The following is an 18,076-nucleotide window of genomic DNA, read 5'->3' on the forward strand; positions in this document are numbered from 1 at the left end:
CGCGCCGTCGAACAGCGCCGGCACGGGCGCCGGCAGCGGCGCGAGGCCCCACACGAGTTTCGCGCCCTCGCCGATCAGGTACGCGAGGCCGAAGGTCAGCAGCAGTTCGCTCGTATGGCCGCGCGCCGGCACGCGGCGCAGCAGCATGCGGTCGCGGCCGGCGCCCAGCAGCCCGAGCGCGCCCAGCATCCCTGTGGACCACCCATCCAGGAACGCCCGGTAGCGCGGCAGCGCGAGGCCGAATACGGTCACGGGCGCGCCGTCGAACAGCGCCGGCACGGGCGCCGGCAGCGGCGCGAGGCCCCACACGAGTTTCGCGCCCTCGCCGATCAGGTACGCGAGGCCGAAGGTCAGCAGCAGTTCGCTCGTATGGCCGCGCGCCTGCACGCGGCGCAGCAGCATGCGTTCGCAGCCGGCGCCCAGCAGCCCGACCGCGAGCGGCGCGAGCACCAGCGCGGGCCAGAAGCCCGCGCCGGCCGCGATGCTGCAGCCGACGTACGCGCCGAGCATGTAGAAGCTCGCATGCGCGAAATTGAGCACGCCCTGCACGCTGAAGATCAGCGTGAGGCCGGCCGACAGCATGAACAGCAGCAAGCCGTAGCTGAGGCCGTTGAAGGCCTGGAGCGCGAACGCGTGCACCGCGCCGTCAGGCCGCGAGCGGCTCGAGCGCGGCGCGCAGCGCATCGGGCAGCGGCACCGGCCGGCGCGTGCCGCGATCGACGTACACGTGCACGAAATGCCCCTGCGCGGCGGGCGTGGCGTCGCCCTGCGCGAACAGCCCGACCTCGTAGCGCACGCTCGACGTGCCGAGCTTCACGACCCGCAACCCGGCGTCGACCGACTGCGGGAACACGAGCGGCGCGAAGTAGTTGCACTGCGTCTCGACCACGAGTCCGATCGTCTGCCCGTGCTCGACGTCGAGCACGCCGGCGCGGATCAGGTATTCGTTCACGACCGTGTCGAAGTAGCTGTAGTAGACGACGTTGTTCACGTGCCCGTAGACGTCGTTGTCCATCCAGCGGGTCGTGATCGGCAGGAAGTGGCGATAGGCGTCGCGCGGGCGCGGTTGCGGCTTGTCGGACATGGCGATGGCGGTCAGGACGAGGGAAGCGAGGTGGACGACGCGCGGCGGCCGCATGACACGGCGCGCCGGCGAGAAGCGGAACGCCGCGCCGCGATCGCTCGCGGCACGGCGGATGCAACGCGGCTGACGGGCCGGCCCGTCACTGCCCCGGCCGGTCGACGAACTCGAAATCGAGGCCGCGCGCGCGCATCCAGTCGGCGAGCGCGATGCCCGTGCCGGCGCGCCACGGGCGCAACAGCGGCGGATCGACGAGCTTGTATTCGAGCAGTTCCGGCGACAGCGCGACCGTGCCCGACGCCCGCACGTGGTACGCGATGATCAGCTCGTTCTTGCGGATGAATTCGTAGACGCCGACCAGCGACACGTGCTCGGCCTTCAGCGCCGTTTCCTCGAACACCTCGCGCGCGATGCCGTCCTCGGGCGTCTCGCCGTTCTCGAGGAAACCGGTGATCAGCGCGAACATGCCTTCGGGCCAGGCCGCGTTGCGCGCGAGCAGGATCTTGCCGTCGAGCTCGACGATCGCCGCGACGACGGGCAGCGGGTTGTTCCAGTGCACATAGCCGCAGGTGTCGTCGGGGCACGCCTGGCGAATGCGGCCGCCTTCATGGTCGGGATCGGCGCGCTCGGTGAGCGGGCTCGCGCAGCGCGGGCAAAAGCGGTAATCGGCGGTGGTCATCGATGGGAATCTGGCAGGCGCCGGACGGCCGCCTGCCGGCTGCCCGCGCACCCGCTCGGCGCGGGAAAGGCTTCATTCTAGCGAGTTTGCCCGTGCCGCAGACGATCCGGCCCCGCCGACATCAGGGTTGCCGGCGCCCGCGTGCGGCGGTCGCCGCGAAACCGGCGGCGCCCAGCAGCAGCGCGGCCACCGCGACCCACAGCGCGGGGGAAAACGACCCGAAGCGCGCGGCCAGCGGCGCCGCGACGAGCGGGCCGAGAATCTGCCCGACCCCGTACGACGCGGTCGCGTAGCCCATCAGCCCGGCGGCCCGCTCGCCGTGCAGACGCCGCGCCTCGCGCATCGCGAACAGCGTGATCGCGGTGAACGGCAGGCCGAGCAGCGCGCTGCCGACCGAGAAACCGGCCGCGTTCGGCCACACGATCCCGGCGGCAATGCCGAGCGCCTGCGTCGCGCAACCGGCCGCCAGCAGCAGCCGGTTGTCCCAGTGCGCGGGCAGCCGCGCGGCGGTGATCGCACCGACGATCAGCGCCGCGCCGAACAGCGGCCAGAACAGGTCGGGCCATGGCGAGCCGGCCGGCAGCGCGGCGCGCGCGTTCACCGGCCGGAACGTCGCGGTGATGATGTAGCCGAAGCCCGGCATGCCGTACAGCACGACGAGCCAAGCGGCGTCCGCGCGATGGCGGCGCTGGTGCGCGTGGTGCGACACGGTTGCGGCGGCCGCCTGCGGCGCGGCGCCGCCCGACGGCACGGCGTGCGCCGGGGTGGCCGCAAACGTGCGCCAGATCACGACCGACAGCACCGCGGACAGCGCGGCAAAACCGAGCCAGCCCGACGCCGCGCGCTGGCCGGCCAGCGCGCTGCCGATCAGGCCCGTCACCATGATGCCGACGCCGGGGCCCGCATAGATCACCCCGCTCCACTCGGGCGCGTGAAGGTCCGCCAGCCGGCGCAGCCCCCATTGCGACACGAACACGAACGTCCATGCGCTGACGACGCCCGCGACGAAACGCACCGCGAGCCACACCGGCAGCAGGTGGCCGACACCCATCGCGGCGGTGAGCAGCACGGTGGCCACGAGCCCGACGCGCACCATGCGCGCGGGCGCCACCCGTAGCGCCGCGCAACTGACCGCGCCGACGAAATAGCCCGCGTAGTTCGCCGACGCGAGCCAGCCGCCGGCCTTCAGGCCGATCGAGCCGTCCGCGAGCATCAGCGGCAACAAGGGCGTGAACGCAAAGCGGCCGACACCGAGCACGACCGCGAGGCCGACCATGCAGGCCAGCGCGGCCGTGCGGGCGCGGCGGTCGGCATCATCGACGAAAGGCGCGCCGGCGGCGGCGGTCGGGGCATCGGAGCGGGACATGGCGGCATGGGCCGGCGTTCAACGCGCCGGCCGGATCGGAAATCGGAATGCTTCCATCCTAGCTTGACCAAACGTTCTCGAAAAATGAATAATTGAGAATCCAATCATCGCTCGGAGAGAATCATGGACCTGGCGGCGCTGGCGATTTTCCGGGCCGTGGTGCGCGAGAACGGCGTGACGCGCGCGGCGGCCAAGCTCAATCGCGTGCAGTCGAACGTCACGACGCGCATCAAGCAGCTCGAGGAGGAACTCGGCGCGGCGCTGTTCGTGCGCGACGGCCGCCGGCTCGTGCTGACGCCGGCCGGGCACACGCTGCTGCCGTATGCGGAGCGCCTGCTCGCGCTCGCCGACGAGGCGCGCGACGCCATACGCGAGGACACGCCGCGCGGGCGGCTGCGGCTCGGCACGATGGAGAGCACGGCCGCGAGCCGCCTGCCGACCGTGCTCGCGCGCTATCACCACGCGTGGCCCGACGTGTCGCTCGAACTGCTGACGGGCACGACGGGCTGGCTGATCGACCGCGTGCGCGACTTCGAGATCGACGCGGCGCTGTTCGCCCGCCCGCCCGCGCCGGAGACGCTCCCCGACACGTTCGAGACGGTGCCGGTCTTCCGCGAGGATCTGGTGCTGCTCACGCCGCGCGGCCACCCGCCGGTGCGCACGCCGCGCGACGTGATCCTGCCGACGCTGATCGCGTTCGAGCGCGGCTGCACGTATCGCAAGTACGTCGAGCAGTGGTACGCGGGGCACGGCGTCAAGCCGGCCCGCGTGCTCGAACTCGGGTCGTATCACGCGATCGTCGCGTGCGTCGCGGCAGGTGCCGGCATCGCGGTCGCGCCGCGTTCGGTGCTCGACCTGCAGCCCGAGACCGGCAACATCACCGCGCACGTGACCCCCGAACTGGAAGGCATCGATACGCTGCTCGCGTGGCGCCAGGGCTATGCGTCGGCCGCGTTGGCCGCGTTGCGCGATGCGCTCACCGAGGCCGCACGGCAGGCGGATGGCGCAGCGAAGCCGCCGGTCACCGTGCCGGCCTGAATCGTCGCGCGGCGGCCGGCACGCATCGTTCCGGCGTACCAACAAAAAAGACCCGACCGGCGCATGCCGATCGGGTCTTTCTTATTTCAAGCGATGCCGTAACGAGACGACATCGCATCGGTCGTGACGATCAGAGCCGCTCTTCGACCCAGCCCTTCACGCCGGCCAGCGCGCCCGGCAGGTTCGCCGGCTCGGTGCCGCCTGCCTGCGCCATGTCCGGACGGCCGCCACCCTTGCCGCCGACCTGCTGCGCGACGAAGTTCACGAGCTCGCCGGCCTTGACCTTCTTGCTCGCGTCGGGCGTGACACCCGCGATCAGGCTGACCTTGCCGCCTTCGACGGCGGCCAGCACGATCGCCGCGCTCTTCAGCTTGTCCTTCAGCTTGTCGACCGTTTCGCGCAGCGTCTTCGCGTCGGCGCCGTCGAGCGTCGCGGCCAGCACGAACACGCCGCCGATTTCGACCGCCTGCTGCGCGAGCTCGTCGCCCTGGCTCGACGCGAGCTTCGACTTCAGCGCGCCCAGCTCCTTCTCGAGCGACTTCACCTGGTCCTGCACCTGCGCGATGCGCTGCGTGAGCTCCGACGGCTGCGCCTTCAGCGCGGCCGCGGCTTCGTTCACGCGCGCGTCGAGTTCCTGCACGTAGCGCACCGCGTTGTCGCCGGTGATCGCCTCGACGCGGCGGATGCCGGCCGCGACGCCGCCTTCGACGACGATCTTGAAGAAGCCGATGTCGCCGGTGCGATGCACGTGCGTACCGCCGCACAGTTCGCGCGAGAAGCCGAGGTCGAGCACGCGCACTTCATCGCCGTACTTCTCGCCGAACAGCGCCATCGCGCCGCCCTTCACGGCTTCGTCGTACGGCATCACGCGCACGATGCCCGGCGCGTTCGCGAGGATTTCGTTGTTGACGATCTGCTCGACGCGACGGATTTCGTCGTCGGTCATCGGCGCGTTGTGCGCGAAGTCGAAGCGGGTCTTTTCCGCGTCGACCAGCGAACCCTTCTGCTGCACGTGCGCGCCGAGCACTTCGCGCAGCGCCTTGTGCATCAGGTGGGTGGCCGAGTGGTTGCGCTGCGTGCGGGCGCGGCGATGTGCGTCGATTTCCGCGCGCAGCACGTCGCCGACCTTCAGCGTGCCCTGCTCCAGCGTGCCGTGGTGGCCGATCACGTCGGCCTGCACCTTCAGCGTATCCGCCACCGAGAAGCGCGTCGCGGCGTTCGCGAGCACGCCCTGGTCGCCGACCTGGCCGCCCGATTCCGCGTAGAACGGCGTGTGGTCGAGTACGACGACCGCATCCTGGCCGGTCTTCACTTCGTTGACCGACGAACCGTCGACGTACAGCGCGACGATCTTCGCATCGTCGAACGCGATTTCTTCATAGCCGTGGAACGTGGTCTTCGCGCCCGTGTATTCGAGGCCTTGCGTGGCCTTGAACTTGCCGGCCGCGCGCGCCTGCTCGCGCTGGCGCGCCATCGCGTCGTCGAATGCCGGCTCGTCGACCGTCATCCCGCGCTCGCGGCACACGTCGGCCGTGAGGTCGAGCGGGAAGCCGTAGGTGTCGTGCAGCTTGAACGCGAGTTCGCCGTCGAGCACCTTGGCGCCCTTCGCTTCGACGTCGGCCAGCGCGGCTTCGAGGATCGACATGCCGTGCTCGATCGTCTCGAAGAAGCGCTCTTCCTCCTGGCGCAGCACGTCGGTCACGCGCTGTTCGGCTTCCTTCAGCTCCGGATAGGCCGTGCCCATCTCGGCGACGAGGTCGGCCACCAGCTTGTGGAAGAACGAGCCCTTGCGGCCGAGCTTGTAGCCGTGGCGGATCGCGCGGCGCACGATCCGGCGCAGCACGTAGCCGCGGCCTTCGTTGCCGGGAATCACGCCGTCGACGATCAGGAACGAGCATGCGCGGATGTGATCGGCGATCACCTTCAGCGAGTTGTTCGTGAGGTCGCTGATTTCGGTCACGCGCGCGGCGGCCTTGATCAGGTTCTGGAACAGGTCGATCTCGTAGTTGCTGTGCACGTGCTGCAACACCGCGGCGAGACGCTCGAGGCCCATGCCGGTGTCGACCGACTGCTTCGGCAGGCGCGTCATGTTGCCCTGCGCGTCGCGGTTGAACTGCATGAACACGAGGTTCCAGATCTCGATGTAGCGGTCGCCGTCTTCCTCAGGCGACCCCGGCGGGCCGCCCCACACGTCCGGGCCGTGGTCGTAGAAGATTTCGGTACACGGGCCGCACGGGCCGGTGTCGCCCATCGTCCAGAAGTTGTCCGACGCGTAGCGCGCGCCCTTGTTGTCGCCGATGCGGATGATGCGCTCGGTCGGCACGCCGACTTCCTTCGCCCAGATGTCGTACGCCTCGTCGTCTTCCTGGTAGACCGTGACCCACAGCTTCTCCTTCGGCAGCTGGTAGACCGTGGTCAGCAGCTCCCACGCGAACTTGATCGCGTCGTGCTTGAAGTAGTCGCCGAACGAGAAGTTGCCGAGCATCTCGAAGAACGTGTGGTGGCGCGCCGTGTAGCCGACGTTCTCGAGGTCGTTGTGCTTGCCGCCCGCGCGCACGCTGCGCTGCGCCGTCGTGGCGCGCGAGTACGGACGCGGGTCCGTGCCGAGGAACACGTCCTTGAACTGGACCATGCCCGAGTTCGTGAACATCAGCGTGGGGTCGTTACCGGGCACGAGGCTCGACGAGCGGACGATCGTGTGGCCCTTCGATTCGAAGAATTTGAGGAATTTCTCGCGGATTTCGGCAGCTTTCATGGCGTGCGGGGACAGTCTGGCAAAGACGGCTTTAAACGCCGGCGCCCTTGTCGGGGCGCGCGGCGGCATGGATTCGGAAACGATCGATTATACGGGATCGGGGCCGGCTTCCGGGCAAAGCGGCGGAAAGCGGCTCGGCCCTCCCGCCGGGCCGGGTGGGCCACTCGCGCAGCCGATTCGCCTTAAGATGCTCGGCATGCCAACCGGCCCTGCCCGACAAGGCGAGCCATGAAAGGAGACGATTCGACGATGGGTGCCCTGAGCCATATCCGCGTGCTGGACCTCACCCGCGTGCTCGCGGGCCCGTGGTGCGCGCAGACGCTTGCCGATTTCGGCGCGGACGTGATCAAGGTCGAGCGCCCGGGCGCCGGCGACGACACGCGCCACTGGGGGCCGCCGTACCTGAAGGACGCGGACGGCGCGGATACCGCCGAGGCCGCGTACTACCTCGCGGCGAACCGCAACAAGCGCTCGGTGACGGTCGACATCGCGACGCCCGAGGGCCAGCAGATCGTGCGCGAGCTCGCCGCGCAGAGCGACGTCGTGCTCGAGAACTACAAGGTCGGCCAGCTGAAGAAATACGGGCTCGACTACGATTCGCTGCGCGCGGTGAAGCCCGACCTCGTCTACTGCTCGGTCACCGGGTTCGGCCAGACCGGCCCGTACGCGCACCGCGCGGGCTACGACTTCATCATCCAGGGGATCGGCGGCTTCATGAGCATCACCGGCGAGCGTGACGGCGAGCCGGGCGGCGGCCCGCAGAAGGCCGGCGTCGCGATCGCCGACCTCGCGACCGGCCTCTATTCGACGATCGCGGTGCTCGCCGCGCTCGCGCACCGCGACCGGACCGGCGAAGGCCAGTACATCGACATGGCGCTGCTCGACGTGCAGGTCGCGCTGCTCGCGAACATGAACACCAACTTCCTCGCGAGCGGCAAGCCGCCGGTGCGCTGGGGCAACGCGCATCCGAACATCGTGCCGTACCAGACGTTCCAGACCAGCGACGGCTGGATCATCGTCGCGGTCGGCAACGACGGGCAGTTCCGCAAGTTCGTCGAGGCCGGCGGCCGGCCCGAGCTGGCGGACGACGAGCGTTTCGCGACGAATCCGTCGCGCGTGCGCCATCGCGACACGCTGGTGCCGATCCTCGCGGAGATGGTGAAGGCGCGCGACAAGGCCGACTGGATCGGTGCGCTCGAAGCCGCTGGCGTGCCGTGCGGCCCGATCAACGATCTCGACGAGGTGTTTGACAACGAGCAGGTGGTCGCACGCGGGATGCAGGTGTCGCTGCCGCACCCGTGCGGCGCGGACGCGAAGCTCGTGCGCAATCCGATCCGGATGAGCGCGACGCCGCCCGAAGCACGCACGGCCCCGCCGCTGCTCGGCGCGCAGACCGACGACGTGCTGCGCGACATGCTCGGCTACGACGACACGAAGATCGCCGCGCTGCGGGCGAAACAGGCGATCTGAACGCGGTGGGTGGTGCGGGTGCGGACGGCCGGCGTGGCAGCGGCCTCAACCGCCGCCCCGCCCCGCGCGATCAATCGAGCGGTGAATCGATCTTTCAATCGTGACGGGCGAGCGCGTCGAGCCAGTGGCGCGCTTCGGGCCAGTCGCCGAGCCCGCTGTCCGCGTTGATGTGGCCACGCGGGCCGATGTCGTGGAAGGCGCTGCCCCATGCATTCGCGCAGTGTCGGGCGAACGCGAGCGAGCCATACGGATCGTCGCTGCTGGCGACGACGCAGGTCGGAAACGGCAGGCGTTCATACGGCACGGGCCCGAAGCCGTACGCGTCGGCCGGAAACGCGGGACCGTCGGGATCGGGCAACGCGACGAGCAGCGCGCCGCGCACTTTGGCGAGCGCGGCCGGGCGCGCATAGCGCGTCGCCCACCACGCGGTGGTCAGCGTACCGAGGCTGTGGCCGGCAATCAGCACCGGCCCGCGCGCGGCCTCAACCGCGCGATCGAGCGCGAGACACCAGCCGTTGCGGAACGCGCGGTCCCAGTCGGGCATCGCGACGCGCGAGAAGCGTGCATCGGCACGCTCCCAGCGGCTCTGCCAGTGAAGCGGGCCCGAATTGGCGTAGCCCGGCAGGACGAGAACGGGGAATCGGCTCATGGAAAGTGCGTCGACGAGTGAAATCGTTATATGGCGTCGGCGCAGTGTCGCACACCCGTTCCTCCCTGATGCTGCCTGTCTGATACCGGAAGGATGTGCGCGGGGTCGGGACGCGCTGAGCGCAGCGTCGCGACCGGACGTCAAGCCGCCGTTTTGCAGGCGGCTCGCGTCATGTCGGTCGGTCAGCGCACGTTCGCGCCGACGATACCCCCTGCCGCGGCGCCGGCGACCGTGCCGAGCGGGCCGCCCGTGACCAGGTAGCCGAGCGCGCCGCCCGCGGCTGCGCCGATACCGGCATTGCGCTGCGTATGCGTCATGGCGCACGCGCCGAGTTGCGACAGGGCCGCGACGATCACGGCGGTACGAACGATAAACGTGGTCTTCTTCATCATGATTTTTTTGTCCTCCCGCCGCGCGGCATCCCGAACGGCGGCATTGATTTGGTGAAGCCATCATAGGCAACGCCAAACGGCCCGGGCAATCCGATTTACGTCGTGTTACAGCCGACACAATATCGAGATAATCGGTCGAAACCCGCCCCCGTCATGCCGCAAGCCGCGCGGGACGGACCCCGGTCAGGTAGAATCACGGGATTAAACCGGCGCGACGCGCCGACACAACCTGACGCCATCCGCATGAGCACCGAACGCAACGACGCCCCCGCGGCTTCCAATTTCATCCGCAACATCATCGACGACGACAACCGCACCGGCAAATGGGGCGGCCGCGTCGAGACGCGCTTTCCGCCCGAGCCGAACGGCTATCTGCACATCGGCCATGCCAAGAGCATCTGCCTGAACTTCAGCGTCGCGCGCGACTACGGTGGCGTGTGCCACCTGCGCTTCGACGATACGAACCCGGAAAAGGAAAGCGTCGAGTACGTCGACTCGATCGTCGACGCGGTGCGCTGGCTCGGTTTCGACTGGCGCAAGGACGCGGTCGATCACCAGTACTTCGCGAGCGACTACTACGACAAGCTGTACGAGTTCGCCGAGCTGCTGATCCAGCGCGGCAAGGCCTATGTCGACAGCCAGAGCGCCGATGAAATGCGCGCGAACCGCGGCTCGCTGACGGAAGGCGGCAAGCCGTCGCCGTTCCGCGATCGCACGCCGGCAGAAAACCTCGACCTGTTCCGCCGCATGAAGGCCGGCGAGTTCAAGGAAGGCGAGCACGTGCTGCGCGCGAAGATCGACATGGCTTCGCCGAACATGAACATGCGCGACCCGGTGATCTACCGGATCCGCTACGCGCACCACTACCGCACCGGCGACGCATGGTGCGTGTATCCGATGTACGACTACACGCACTGCATCTCGGATGCGCTCGAAGGCATCACGCATTCGCTGTGCACGCTCGAATTCGAGGATCACCGCCCGCTGTACGACTGGGTGCTGAACGAACTCGCGGAAGCCGGCAAGTTCACGCGTCCGCTGCCGCAACAGATCGAATTCTCGCGACTGAACCTCACGTACGCGATCACCAGCAAGCGCAAGCTGCTGCAGCTCGTGACCGAAGGCCACGTCGACGGCTGGGACGACCCGCGGATGCCGACGATCGTCGGCGTGCGCCGCCGCGGCTTCACGCCGGAGAGCATCCACCTGTTCTGCGAGCGGATCGGCGTGACGAAGATCGACTCGTGGATCGACATGAGCATCTTCGAAGGCGCGCTGCGCGACGACCTCGACGACAAGGCGGCGCGTACCGTCGCCGTGCTCGATCCGCTGAAGCTCGTGATCGACAACTACCCGGAAGACCTCGAGGAAGCGTGCACGGCGCCCGTGCACCCGCACCACCCGGATCGCGGCGTGCGCACGTTCCCGATCTCGCGCGAGCTGTGGATCGAGCGCGAGGACTTCGTCGAGAACCCGCCGAAGGGCTATTTCCGCCTGTTCCCGGGCAACAAGGTGCGCCTGCGCTACGGCTACGTGATCGAATGCACGGGCTTCGACAAGGACGCCGACGGCAACGTGACGGCCGTGCACTGCAACTACTTCCCGGACAGCAAGTCGGGCACCGAAGGCGCGAACACGTACAAGGTCAAGGGCAACATCCACTGGGTCAGCGCGAAGCATGCGCAGCCGGCGGAAGTGCGGATCTATGACCGCCTGTTCAAGGAGCCGCATCCGGACGCGGGCGGCGCGAACTTCCTCGAGGCGCTGAATCCCGACTCGAAGAAGATCGTGCAGGCATACATCGAACCGGGCAATGACGACATCGCACCGGAGACGCGCCTGCAGTTCGAGCGTCACGGCTACTTCGTCGCCGATCGGGTCGATTCGAAGCCGGGCAAGCCGGTGTTCAACCGGATCGTCGGGCTGCGCGACAGCTGGGGCAAGCCGGCTTGACCGCTTGAGTCGGCCGCACGACCAAGAAACGGCATCCGGGCTCATGCCGTTCAGTTATCGCGCCTGTTGAGAAACAGGACGGTACGACGAGAAGAGCGAGCCTTGACGATCCGGTCGCATTTGCGGCCAGATCGTTTTCACATCGGCCATGGATCTCAAGCGCTCGCACAAGCGTTGCAAACAGGCGAGCACCGTGGCAAATGCGGGCGCGGCGGCGCCCCACATCATCTCGCACTGACCAACGTGGAACGCCCGCCCGAGCCTCCCTGCACTCGGGCAGCGCTGGACACTTCCAGCATGCCCGGGCGGTGACGCGCATGCACACGACAGCATTCCCGTCAGTACCGACCACGACCTTCCCGCGAGTATTGGATCTGGCCGGAATCTCGCCTGCACCGACTGCCGTCATGCCTCACGCACATAAGGACGGCCGCCGGTTCGCCCACGGTCTCGCGGCCTCCAGCTCATAGGCGAGTTCGAACAGGGTCCGTTCATCACCGACACGGGACGCGAATTGAACGCCAATCGGCAAACCCGTCGTGCTCCAGTGAAGCGGGACACTCATGGCCGGGGCGCCAAAGGCATTCTGGATCTCGGTGTAGACCGCGAAACGACTCGCGCGCTCGAGGACCGTCTCGAATGGCAACGCACCGTGTATCGTGCCAATCCGAACAGGCGGCTGGGCAAGCACTGGTGAGACGATGACATCGAAACGATTGAACCATGCGTCATAGGACGATGCCGCTGCCTTCAGTCTGGCCTTCGCATTCTCCAGTTCGTCGGCGGGCAGTCTTTGGGCATGAACGGCCATTCCCAGCGTGAATGGCTCAAGGAAAAACCGGTTGGGCCCGAAGCCCCACAACGCCTTGCGAGCCAGTTCGACGGCTTCCGCAGCGGAGTTCGTGAAGAGCGTCACAAAATCCCTGAACGCAATGGTGCCGTCGAAAGGAAGTGACGTCGACTCCACGTGATGCCCAAGCCCTTCCAGCAGGCGAAGCGTGCTCTCTATGGACGACACAACCTCCCGGTCCGGTGCCTGACCGTCGGCTATGCTGTTCATGAAGTAACCGACACGCAAGCGTCGCGCGGACGGGCCGACAACCGCACCGACAGGCGGTAGCGCCGCCGATGCGCCAGTGCGCTCCATCGCTGCAAACAGGCCCGCGGAGTCCCGTACCGTGCGCGATACGCAGTGTTCAGCGGTCAGGTCGAATCCCGCTGCCTGCGCCTGATCCCCGATCAAACGACCAAACGACGGTTTCAGTCCGAACAGGCCGCAGCATGCCGCCGGAATACGGATCGAGCCGCCACCGTCGGCTGCATCGGCCATCGGAACGACCCCGGCAGCAACGGCCGCGGCAGCGCCTCCCGACGATCCTCCGGGTGTGCGATCCACGTCCCAGGGGTTCCGTGTCGGCCCGCAAGCCAACGATTCGGTGGTCGGCAAATAGCCGAACTCGCTCATCGACGAGCGTCCAATGATCACCAGGCCCGCGGCCTCATAAGCGTCCACCTGCGGGCTGTTCTTCCGGGCGACCGGTGTCAACCAGGTCAGCCGCGAGCCCCAGCGGGTTTTACTCCCCTTCATGTCGTACATGTCCTTGAGCAGGAACGGCACGCCTGCAAAGGGTCCGGTGAGGGTGCCTGCTCTGGCGCGCTGACGCGCACGCTCGTATAGCGGCTTCGCCATGAAGTTGAGTTGAGGCTGAACGGCTTGTGCGCGCACGATGGCTGCGTCCACCGCTTCCAGCGCACTGATTTCGCCGCGCCGGATCAGGTTCGCCAGTTCCGTGGCGTCTACCGACGCCAAGTCGTCGCTGTATTGGGTATTCATGCTTTCCTTGCCAATCGAAGGTCGAATCTGATTGATCCGTCCGGGCCTCACCAAACAAGGAGATCCGCCCGGCTTGTCAGCAGTCCTCAGAACGCGTGCGTCATGCCCACGGTGATGCTCATCCGGGTATCGCTGCCGTTGGCAACCGGATTCCCTGGCGCAAGTTCACCGGATTCCGCCGACGACCCCCAGTAGCCCGCATATGAACCGGTCCATCGATTGAAGTTGATGCCGCCGGCCAGGAAGGTCCGCTTCGACACCGCGTAGTTGAGTACCGAATACGCCGTCTGGAGTTTTCCGTTTCCAGGCATACCCAGCACGGAGCCCCCTGTCACAACGGCCTGCATGTAGGCGTTCTTCCAAGTCAGCACCGGGGTCACTGACCAACTGACACCTGCCTCGAAGAAATTCACTTTCTGATCGACGGGCGAGCCGGCAATCAAGCCGCTGTTATTGATTCCCGTGAATCCGGCATCACGTGCGACGTGCATGTACGATCCAGACAGCGTGACCTTGCTGAACGTATACGCCGCGGCAACGGAGAGGACATCATTCGTCTTGCCCGTATTTTGCTTGGTGGTCTGATACGCACCCAGCAACGCGAGCGGCCCTGTTTCGTACCCCAACGTACCTGCCAGCGTATGCCCACCCAAAGTGGCTTCCGTTTGTCCGCCAAAAGCGTACATCGCACCCAGCGTGATGCCATTCGTTACTGCCCGATAGCGGATCGCGTTGTCGAATCGCGTACCAGAGTAAACCACCGGCCAGATGTCTTCGGTCGTGATCCCTCCTCCGTGCACCGGATCGGCAAGCGCCAGCGGTTCAGCCGCGCTGCCGTATGTGTTCAGGCGCCCCATGTCGACGCGACCGTACCGGGTCGTCAGGCCGACACTGGCTTCGCTGCCAAACAAACCTTGAGTAAAGCCTGCCGTCGGGAGGGAACCGTTGTTGATATTGAAGTTATTCTCCAGCTTGAAATGCGCGCTCGTGCCCTCGCCGAGTTCCTCATTGCCCGTGAGGCCCCAGAAGTTCGCTGCGCCGATGGTTCCGGGCTGCATCGAGAACGCATGGTCGCCTGCAGGGTTGGCGTGGGTCGCGTAGTTGATGGCGGCTGACACCGTACCGTACAGGGTGACACTGGTTTGCGCATGCACGGCGGTCGATACAGCACCGACGAGCGTAACCGGCAGCAAATATTTTTTCATTCGAACGCCTCGAAATTCGTTGAACAACCATCGCTGGAATGGGAAGAATCAATCAGGTCACCCATTGCCCGCCCTTCCTCGATCGGGCAACCCTGCTCTTACATAAAATCAACAGGAGAACTAAGCGCAACACTCCGAACCCGGGCAGTCCAGCGTCGGCCCCGGTTGCCACCTCATATCCGTCGTGCTCGGGCGCCGATCACACCGCCGCATAGGCAACGCGACACATTGGTCATCGACGCGATGACTCGCGATTCAAGAGACGCTAATCTGAATGTGATTCAGGTTTATGAAAACTACGGCGCCAAATGTGTTCCGTCAACGAGGTTTACCCTCTGGTGACGATGAGCGGGTCTTCGCCCATGGACCAAAATTGATGCTTTCGTCGAGGCCAGCTGCTCAGCCGGGCCGTCGCGGCGAGCGCCTTCCGGTATGATCGAGACCATGGGGTGATCAGGCACAGTGATCAGCAGGGGTTTCCCCTATTTGAAAATGTGATTTCCATTTATTTATGATCGTCCATGCGCCGAACCACTCCCGAATATCCCGACAATCAGGACCCGTTCGAACTCCCGGCGACGGGCAAGGCAAGACGCCAGCCCCAGCAGGCGCGAAGCCGGGCGATGATGGCTCGTGTGATCGAAAGTGCAACCCAGCTTGTGGTTGAGCGGAATCCGGAAGAAGTCACGACGAGTCTCATCGCGGAGCGGGCCGGTGTGTCAGCAGCCTGGATTTATCAATACTTCGAAAGTCGCGAGCAGATTTTCGACGTGATCGTGCTTGACGCAACCCGGCGAGTGTTCGAACTCACCCGGCAAAGCGTGATGGGCGCAGTCGAGCGCCCGCTGCGTGAAATCGTGCAATCGTCGCTCGAAGCGAGCTTCCATTTTTGTGCCCGCGAACCGGCGTTCAGGAAGCTCTATATGAACCACTGGTACAGCAAGCACGTCTTGCACGAGCACGAACTGACCGACCTGGCTCAAGCCAGGTGGCTGTATACCGAGATGACCCAACGAGGGCTTCTCTGCCCCGGAGAGTCGACACAATGCGCCATCGAACTCGCCGTCGTCCTGAGCAACCGGGGGCTTGAGCAGGCGTTCAGGACCGACCCGCGCGGAAACGCGATGGTCATCCACCAACTGGTGGATGCAGTGATCGGAATACTGGACCGTTACCGTGTTTCGCCGGACGCGAATTCGGCATCCTCGCCATCGAGCCCGGCAGCCGGCAAAAGATAAGTATCGACTGCACCGCGACCCGATGCAAAATCGGACGCGGAATAACAGCACAAAAACAGGCCGGGCGAGCAAGTCGATGGGGACAAGGTAGTCAAGCCACCCCACCCTCAGAAAATGCCGTTCAATTGCTTAACTGAACGGCATGACGGCCTTCGGGCCGATTCTTGCCGGGCGCTTCGACGCGCGCGAACCCTGCGCCCCCGCACTTATGCGAACGGCAACCGCCCGTGCAAATCCGCGAGCGACAGCTTCGTGCGAAACAGCCGCGCGAGGCTGCGGCTCGCATACGCGTCGATGTCGGCGGGCACGGTCCAGCGATACGCATCCATCTCGGGAATCATCGAGCCGTCGCGACGGCTCGGAAACAGCGACGTGCACGTACAGTGCGCGAGATCGACTTCGTCGTCGGCCACGCGCACCGCGAACAGGTGCAGATCCTTGTCGTGCCGGTACGCGAAGCGGCCAAGATCGAGCAGCCGCTCGGCGCCGATCACGATGCCGGTTTCCTCGAGCAGTTCACGCAGCGCCGCGTCGGCCGGCGTCTCGCCCGGCTCGCCCTGCCCCTTCGGGATGTCCCAGTGCGTGGTATCGGTCGCGTGCGCGAGGAACACGCGGCCGGCCGCATCGAGGATCACGACGCCGCACGACACCGTGCGCGGCGCGGCGCCCCGCTTCATCACGCGCGTGCTCAGCGCTTCTGCAGCTGCCACTTGCCCGCGGCCGTCTTGCAGTAGACGGGCTTGAGCGTCATCGTCTGGCCCTTCGCGGTGATCTCGGTCGCGATTTCGCGGCAGGTCTTGCCGTCCGTCTCGGTCGTGCTCGGCGTGAGCTTCGCATCGATCTGCGTGCCGCGGCCACTGCTCTGCCACGTCGTGGATTCGCCGTCCTTGCCTTCGTCGCGCACCTGCACGACCGCCTTCGACAGCGACGCGCGGTCGGTCTTGCTGAAATAGCTGATCGGCGTGTCGTTCAGGAAGTTCAGGTTGTTCTGTGCATGGGCGGGCAGCATCGCGGCTGCGCACGCGGCGCCGGCCAGCACGCGCGTGACGACGGAAAGGGATGCACGCATCGACATGTTTTTTCTCCTTGGATGTTCGATCGAACGGCGTGGTGCATGCCGGCGAACCGGGGGCCGGCCATCCGGTACGCACCACGCCCGTCAGCGAGCGAGCATAGCATGCGTGCTGTAATGAATGCCTCTACGGCTTGGCCGGTGCGGCCGTTTGCTGATATCCGTCAGTCAGCGTGCCGAGGAACGCGATCACGTCCTTGATCTCGGCCGCGTTCAGCGCCGGCTGGTCGCCGCGCTTGCGGTCGAACGGCGGCTCGCGGTTGATGTTCGGCCAGTAGCGCTTCGGCAAATCGTCGTAGATCTGCACCTTGCCGTGCACGACCGGATAGAACTTCTCCGGGTGGATGTCGCGTTCGACGTAGAAGCGCATCACGTCCTCGAGCGAGTGATACACGCCGTTGTGGAAGAACGTCTTGCGCAGCGCGACGTTGCGCAGCGACGGCGTGCGGAACAACCCGCAGAATTCGTCGCGCCCCTTCAGGTCGGTGCGCTCGGGGCCGCAGGCGCCGAGATCGTAGAAGCGCGGGTCGCGATTGACGGGCAGCGCGCGGTTGCGCGGCACCGCGACCGCGATCAGCCCGAAATCGCTGAACTGCGGCGGGCCGCCTTCGAGCGTGCGCTGGCTCACGTGGCAACTCGCGCAGTTGCCCTTCTTCTCATCGTTGAACAGCTGCAGCCCGCGCAACTCCGCGGGCGTGAGCTGCGCATGGCCGGCCAGATACGCGTCGTACTTGCTCGTGTACGGATCGAACAGCGCCGGCTGTTGCTGGAACGCGTCGAGCGCGCGCAGCACCGCGTCGAAGGTCGCCTGGTCGTTGCCGAGCACCTGAGCGCCGAACGCCTTGCGGAACGCGTCCGCATAAGGGGCGGCGCGGACCGCCTGCGCGACCCTCGCCGGCGAGCTGCTCATCTCGAATGGCGACGTGAGCGGAATGCGCGCCTGCGCATCGCGCGTATCGACGCGGCCGTCCCAGGTCAGGCCGCCGGTCGGACCCGCGTCGATGCTTTCGTCACCTTCGTCCGGCGAATCGTGGAAGTGCTCGCTGAACGGCGGGATGCCGCGCAGGTACTTCAGCGACGGCACCGCGCGAAAGCCCGTGCGATGCATGTCGTCGCCGCCGAGCTGCACCGACAGCGCGTTCGGCGGCCCGAACGCATGCTCGGCGCTATGGCACGACGCGCAGGCGAGCTTGCCGGAGCCCGACAGCGACGGATCGAAGAACAGCTGCTTGCCGAGCGCCGTCATCTGCTTGACGCCCTCGAATACCTGCGCGCGCGTCTGCGGCTGGCTGGCCGGCGCGACCGCGGGAGCGGGAGCGGCCGGGGCCGCTTGCGCCGCCGGCA

16 protein-coding genes are annotated in these 18,076 nt (G+C 66.6%); 4 read left to right on the forward strand and 12 right to left on the reverse strand.

The annotated features are described in order from the left end of the window. The 4 genes from G3N98_RS31910 to G3N98_RS31925 all read right to left on the reverse strand — a co-directional run. Positions 1 to 639: branched-chain amino acid ABC transporter permease (locus G3N98_RS31910; RefSeq protein ID WP_346779118.1), on the reverse strand; the 639-nt coding region annotated here is incomplete at its 3' end. Between the two features lie 7 nt (positions 640 to 646). Then, complete coding sequence (locus tag G3N98_RS31915; RefSeq protein WP_089425894.1) at positions 647 to 1,084, reverse strand: thioesterase family protein; 438 nt, start codon at positions 1,082 to 1,084, stop codon at positions 647 to 649. A 139-nt stretch (positions 1,085 to 1,223) separates the two neighbouring features. Next, positions 1,224 to 1,760 (reverse strand): NUDIX domain-containing protein, encoded by a 537-nt coding sequence (locus tag G3N98_RS31920; RefSeq protein ID WP_206150423.1) that lies wholly within the window; start codon positions 1,758 to 1,760, stop codon positions 1,224 to 1,226. 121 nt (positions 1,761 to 1,881) lie between these two features. Further along, positions 1,882 to 3,126: a YbfB/YjiJ family MFS transporter gene (locus tag G3N98_RS31925; protein ID WP_206150424.1), complete on the reverse strand. Its 1,245-nt coding sequence runs from the start codon at positions 3,124 to 3,126 to the stop codon at positions 1,882 to 1,884. A 123-nt stretch (positions 3,127 to 3,249) separates the two neighbouring features. On the opposite strand from G3N98_RS31925, the gene G3N98_RS31930 reads away from it, so the two are divergent. Then, positions 3,250 to 4,164, forward strand: coding sequence for a LysR family transcriptional regulator (locus G3N98_RS31930; protein ID WP_206150425.1), 915 nt, complete (start codon positions 3,250 to 3,252; stop codon positions 4,162 to 4,164). Positions 4,165 to 4,294: 130 nt separating this feature from the next. Here G3N98_RS31930 and alaS read toward each other — a convergent pair whose 3' ends face one another. Further along, the gene (alaS, locus tag G3N98_RS31935; protein WP_206150426.1) at positions 4,295 to 6,919 is read right to left on the reverse strand and encodes an alanine--tRNA ligase; all 2,625 of its coding nucleotides are present in this window, start codon (positions 6,917 to 6,919) and stop codon (positions 4,295 to 4,297) included. A 249-nt stretch (positions 6,920 to 7,168) separates the two neighbouring features. Between alaS and G3N98_RS31940 the strand changes: the two genes are divergently transcribed. After that, positions 7,169 to 8,389 carry a CaiB/BaiF CoA-transferase family protein gene (locus tag G3N98_RS31940; RefSeq protein WP_206150427.1) on the forward strand — a complete coding sequence of 407 codons (1,221 nt, stop codon included), beginning with the start codon at positions 7,169 to 7,171 and terminating at the stop codon, positions 8,387 to 8,389. A gap of 94 nt (positions 8,390 to 8,483) precedes the next feature. Here the strand turns inward: G3N98_RS31940 and G3N98_RS31945 are convergent, their stop codons facing one another. After that, on the reverse strand, positions 8,484 to 9,038 hold the full coding sequence (locus tag G3N98_RS31945; RefSeq protein ID WP_206150428.1) for an alpha/beta hydrolase: 555 nt from the start codon (positions 9,036 to 9,038) through the stop codon (positions 8,484 to 8,486). 182 nt (positions 9,039 to 9,220) lie between these two features. After that, complete coding sequence (locus G3N98_RS31950; protein ID WP_011351716.1) at positions 9,221 to 9,430, reverse strand: ornithine acetyltransferase; 210 nt, start codon at positions 9,428 to 9,430, stop codon at positions 9,221 to 9,223. A gap of 243 nt (positions 9,431 to 9,673) precedes the next feature. On the opposite strand from G3N98_RS31950, the gene G3N98_RS31955 reads away from it, so the two are divergent. After that, positions 9,674 to 11,383, forward strand: a complete 1,710-nt coding sequence (locus G3N98_RS31955; RefSeq protein ID WP_089439826.1) for a glutamine--tRNA ligase/YqeY domain fusion protein — start codon at positions 9,674 to 9,676, stop codon at positions 11,381 to 11,383. A 412-nt stretch (positions 11,384 to 11,795) separates the two neighbouring features. Here G3N98_RS31955 and G3N98_RS31960 read toward each other — a convergent pair whose 3' ends face one another. After that, positions 11,796 to 13,217, reverse strand: coding sequence for an amidase (locus G3N98_RS31960; protein ID WP_206150429.1), 1,422 nt, complete (start codon positions 13,215 to 13,217; stop codon positions 11,796 to 11,798). Positions 13,218 to 13,303: 86 nt separating this feature from the next. Beyond that, positions 13,304 to 14,422 (reverse strand): porin, encoded by a 1,119-nt coding sequence (locus G3N98_RS31965; RefSeq protein ID WP_206150430.1) that lies wholly within the window; start codon positions 14,420 to 14,422, stop codon positions 13,304 to 13,306. 521 nt (positions 14,423 to 14,943) lie between these two features. Between G3N98_RS31965 and G3N98_RS31970 the strand changes: the two genes are divergently transcribed. After that, positions 14,944 to 15,660 carry a TetR/AcrR family transcriptional regulator gene (locus G3N98_RS31970; RefSeq protein WP_206150431.1) on the forward strand — a complete coding sequence of 239 codons (717 nt, stop codon included), beginning with the start codon at positions 14,944 to 14,946 and terminating at the stop codon, positions 15,658 to 15,660. A gap of 206 nt (positions 15,661 to 15,866) precedes the next feature. Here G3N98_RS31970 and G3N98_RS31975 read toward each other — a convergent pair whose 3' ends face one another. The 3 genes from G3N98_RS31975 to G3N98_RS31985 all read right to left on the reverse strand — a co-directional run. Then, a complete protein-coding gene (locus G3N98_RS31975) occupies positions 15,867 to 16,337 on the reverse strand; it encodes an NUDIX hydrolase (protein ID WP_089472605.1) in 471 nt (156 codons plus the stop codon). 11 nt (positions 16,338 to 16,348) lie between these two features. Beyond that, positions 16,349 to 16,735, reverse strand: a complete 387-nt coding sequence (locus G3N98_RS31980) for a hypothetical protein (protein WP_206150432.1) — start codon at positions 16,733 to 16,735, stop codon at positions 16,349 to 16,351. A 124-nt stretch (positions 16,736 to 16,859) separates the two neighbouring features. Continuing rightward, positions 16,860 to 18,076, reverse strand: a 1,217-nt coding sequence (locus G3N98_RS31985; protein ID WP_206150433.1) for a cytochrome c peroxidase, incomplete at its 5' end; no start/stop codon positions are given.

It is taken from the genome of Burkholderia sp. Tr-20390 (assembly GCF_017104595.1).
Classification (GTDB): Bacteria; Pseudomonadota; Gammaproteobacteria; order Burkholderiales; family Burkholderiaceae; genus Burkholderia.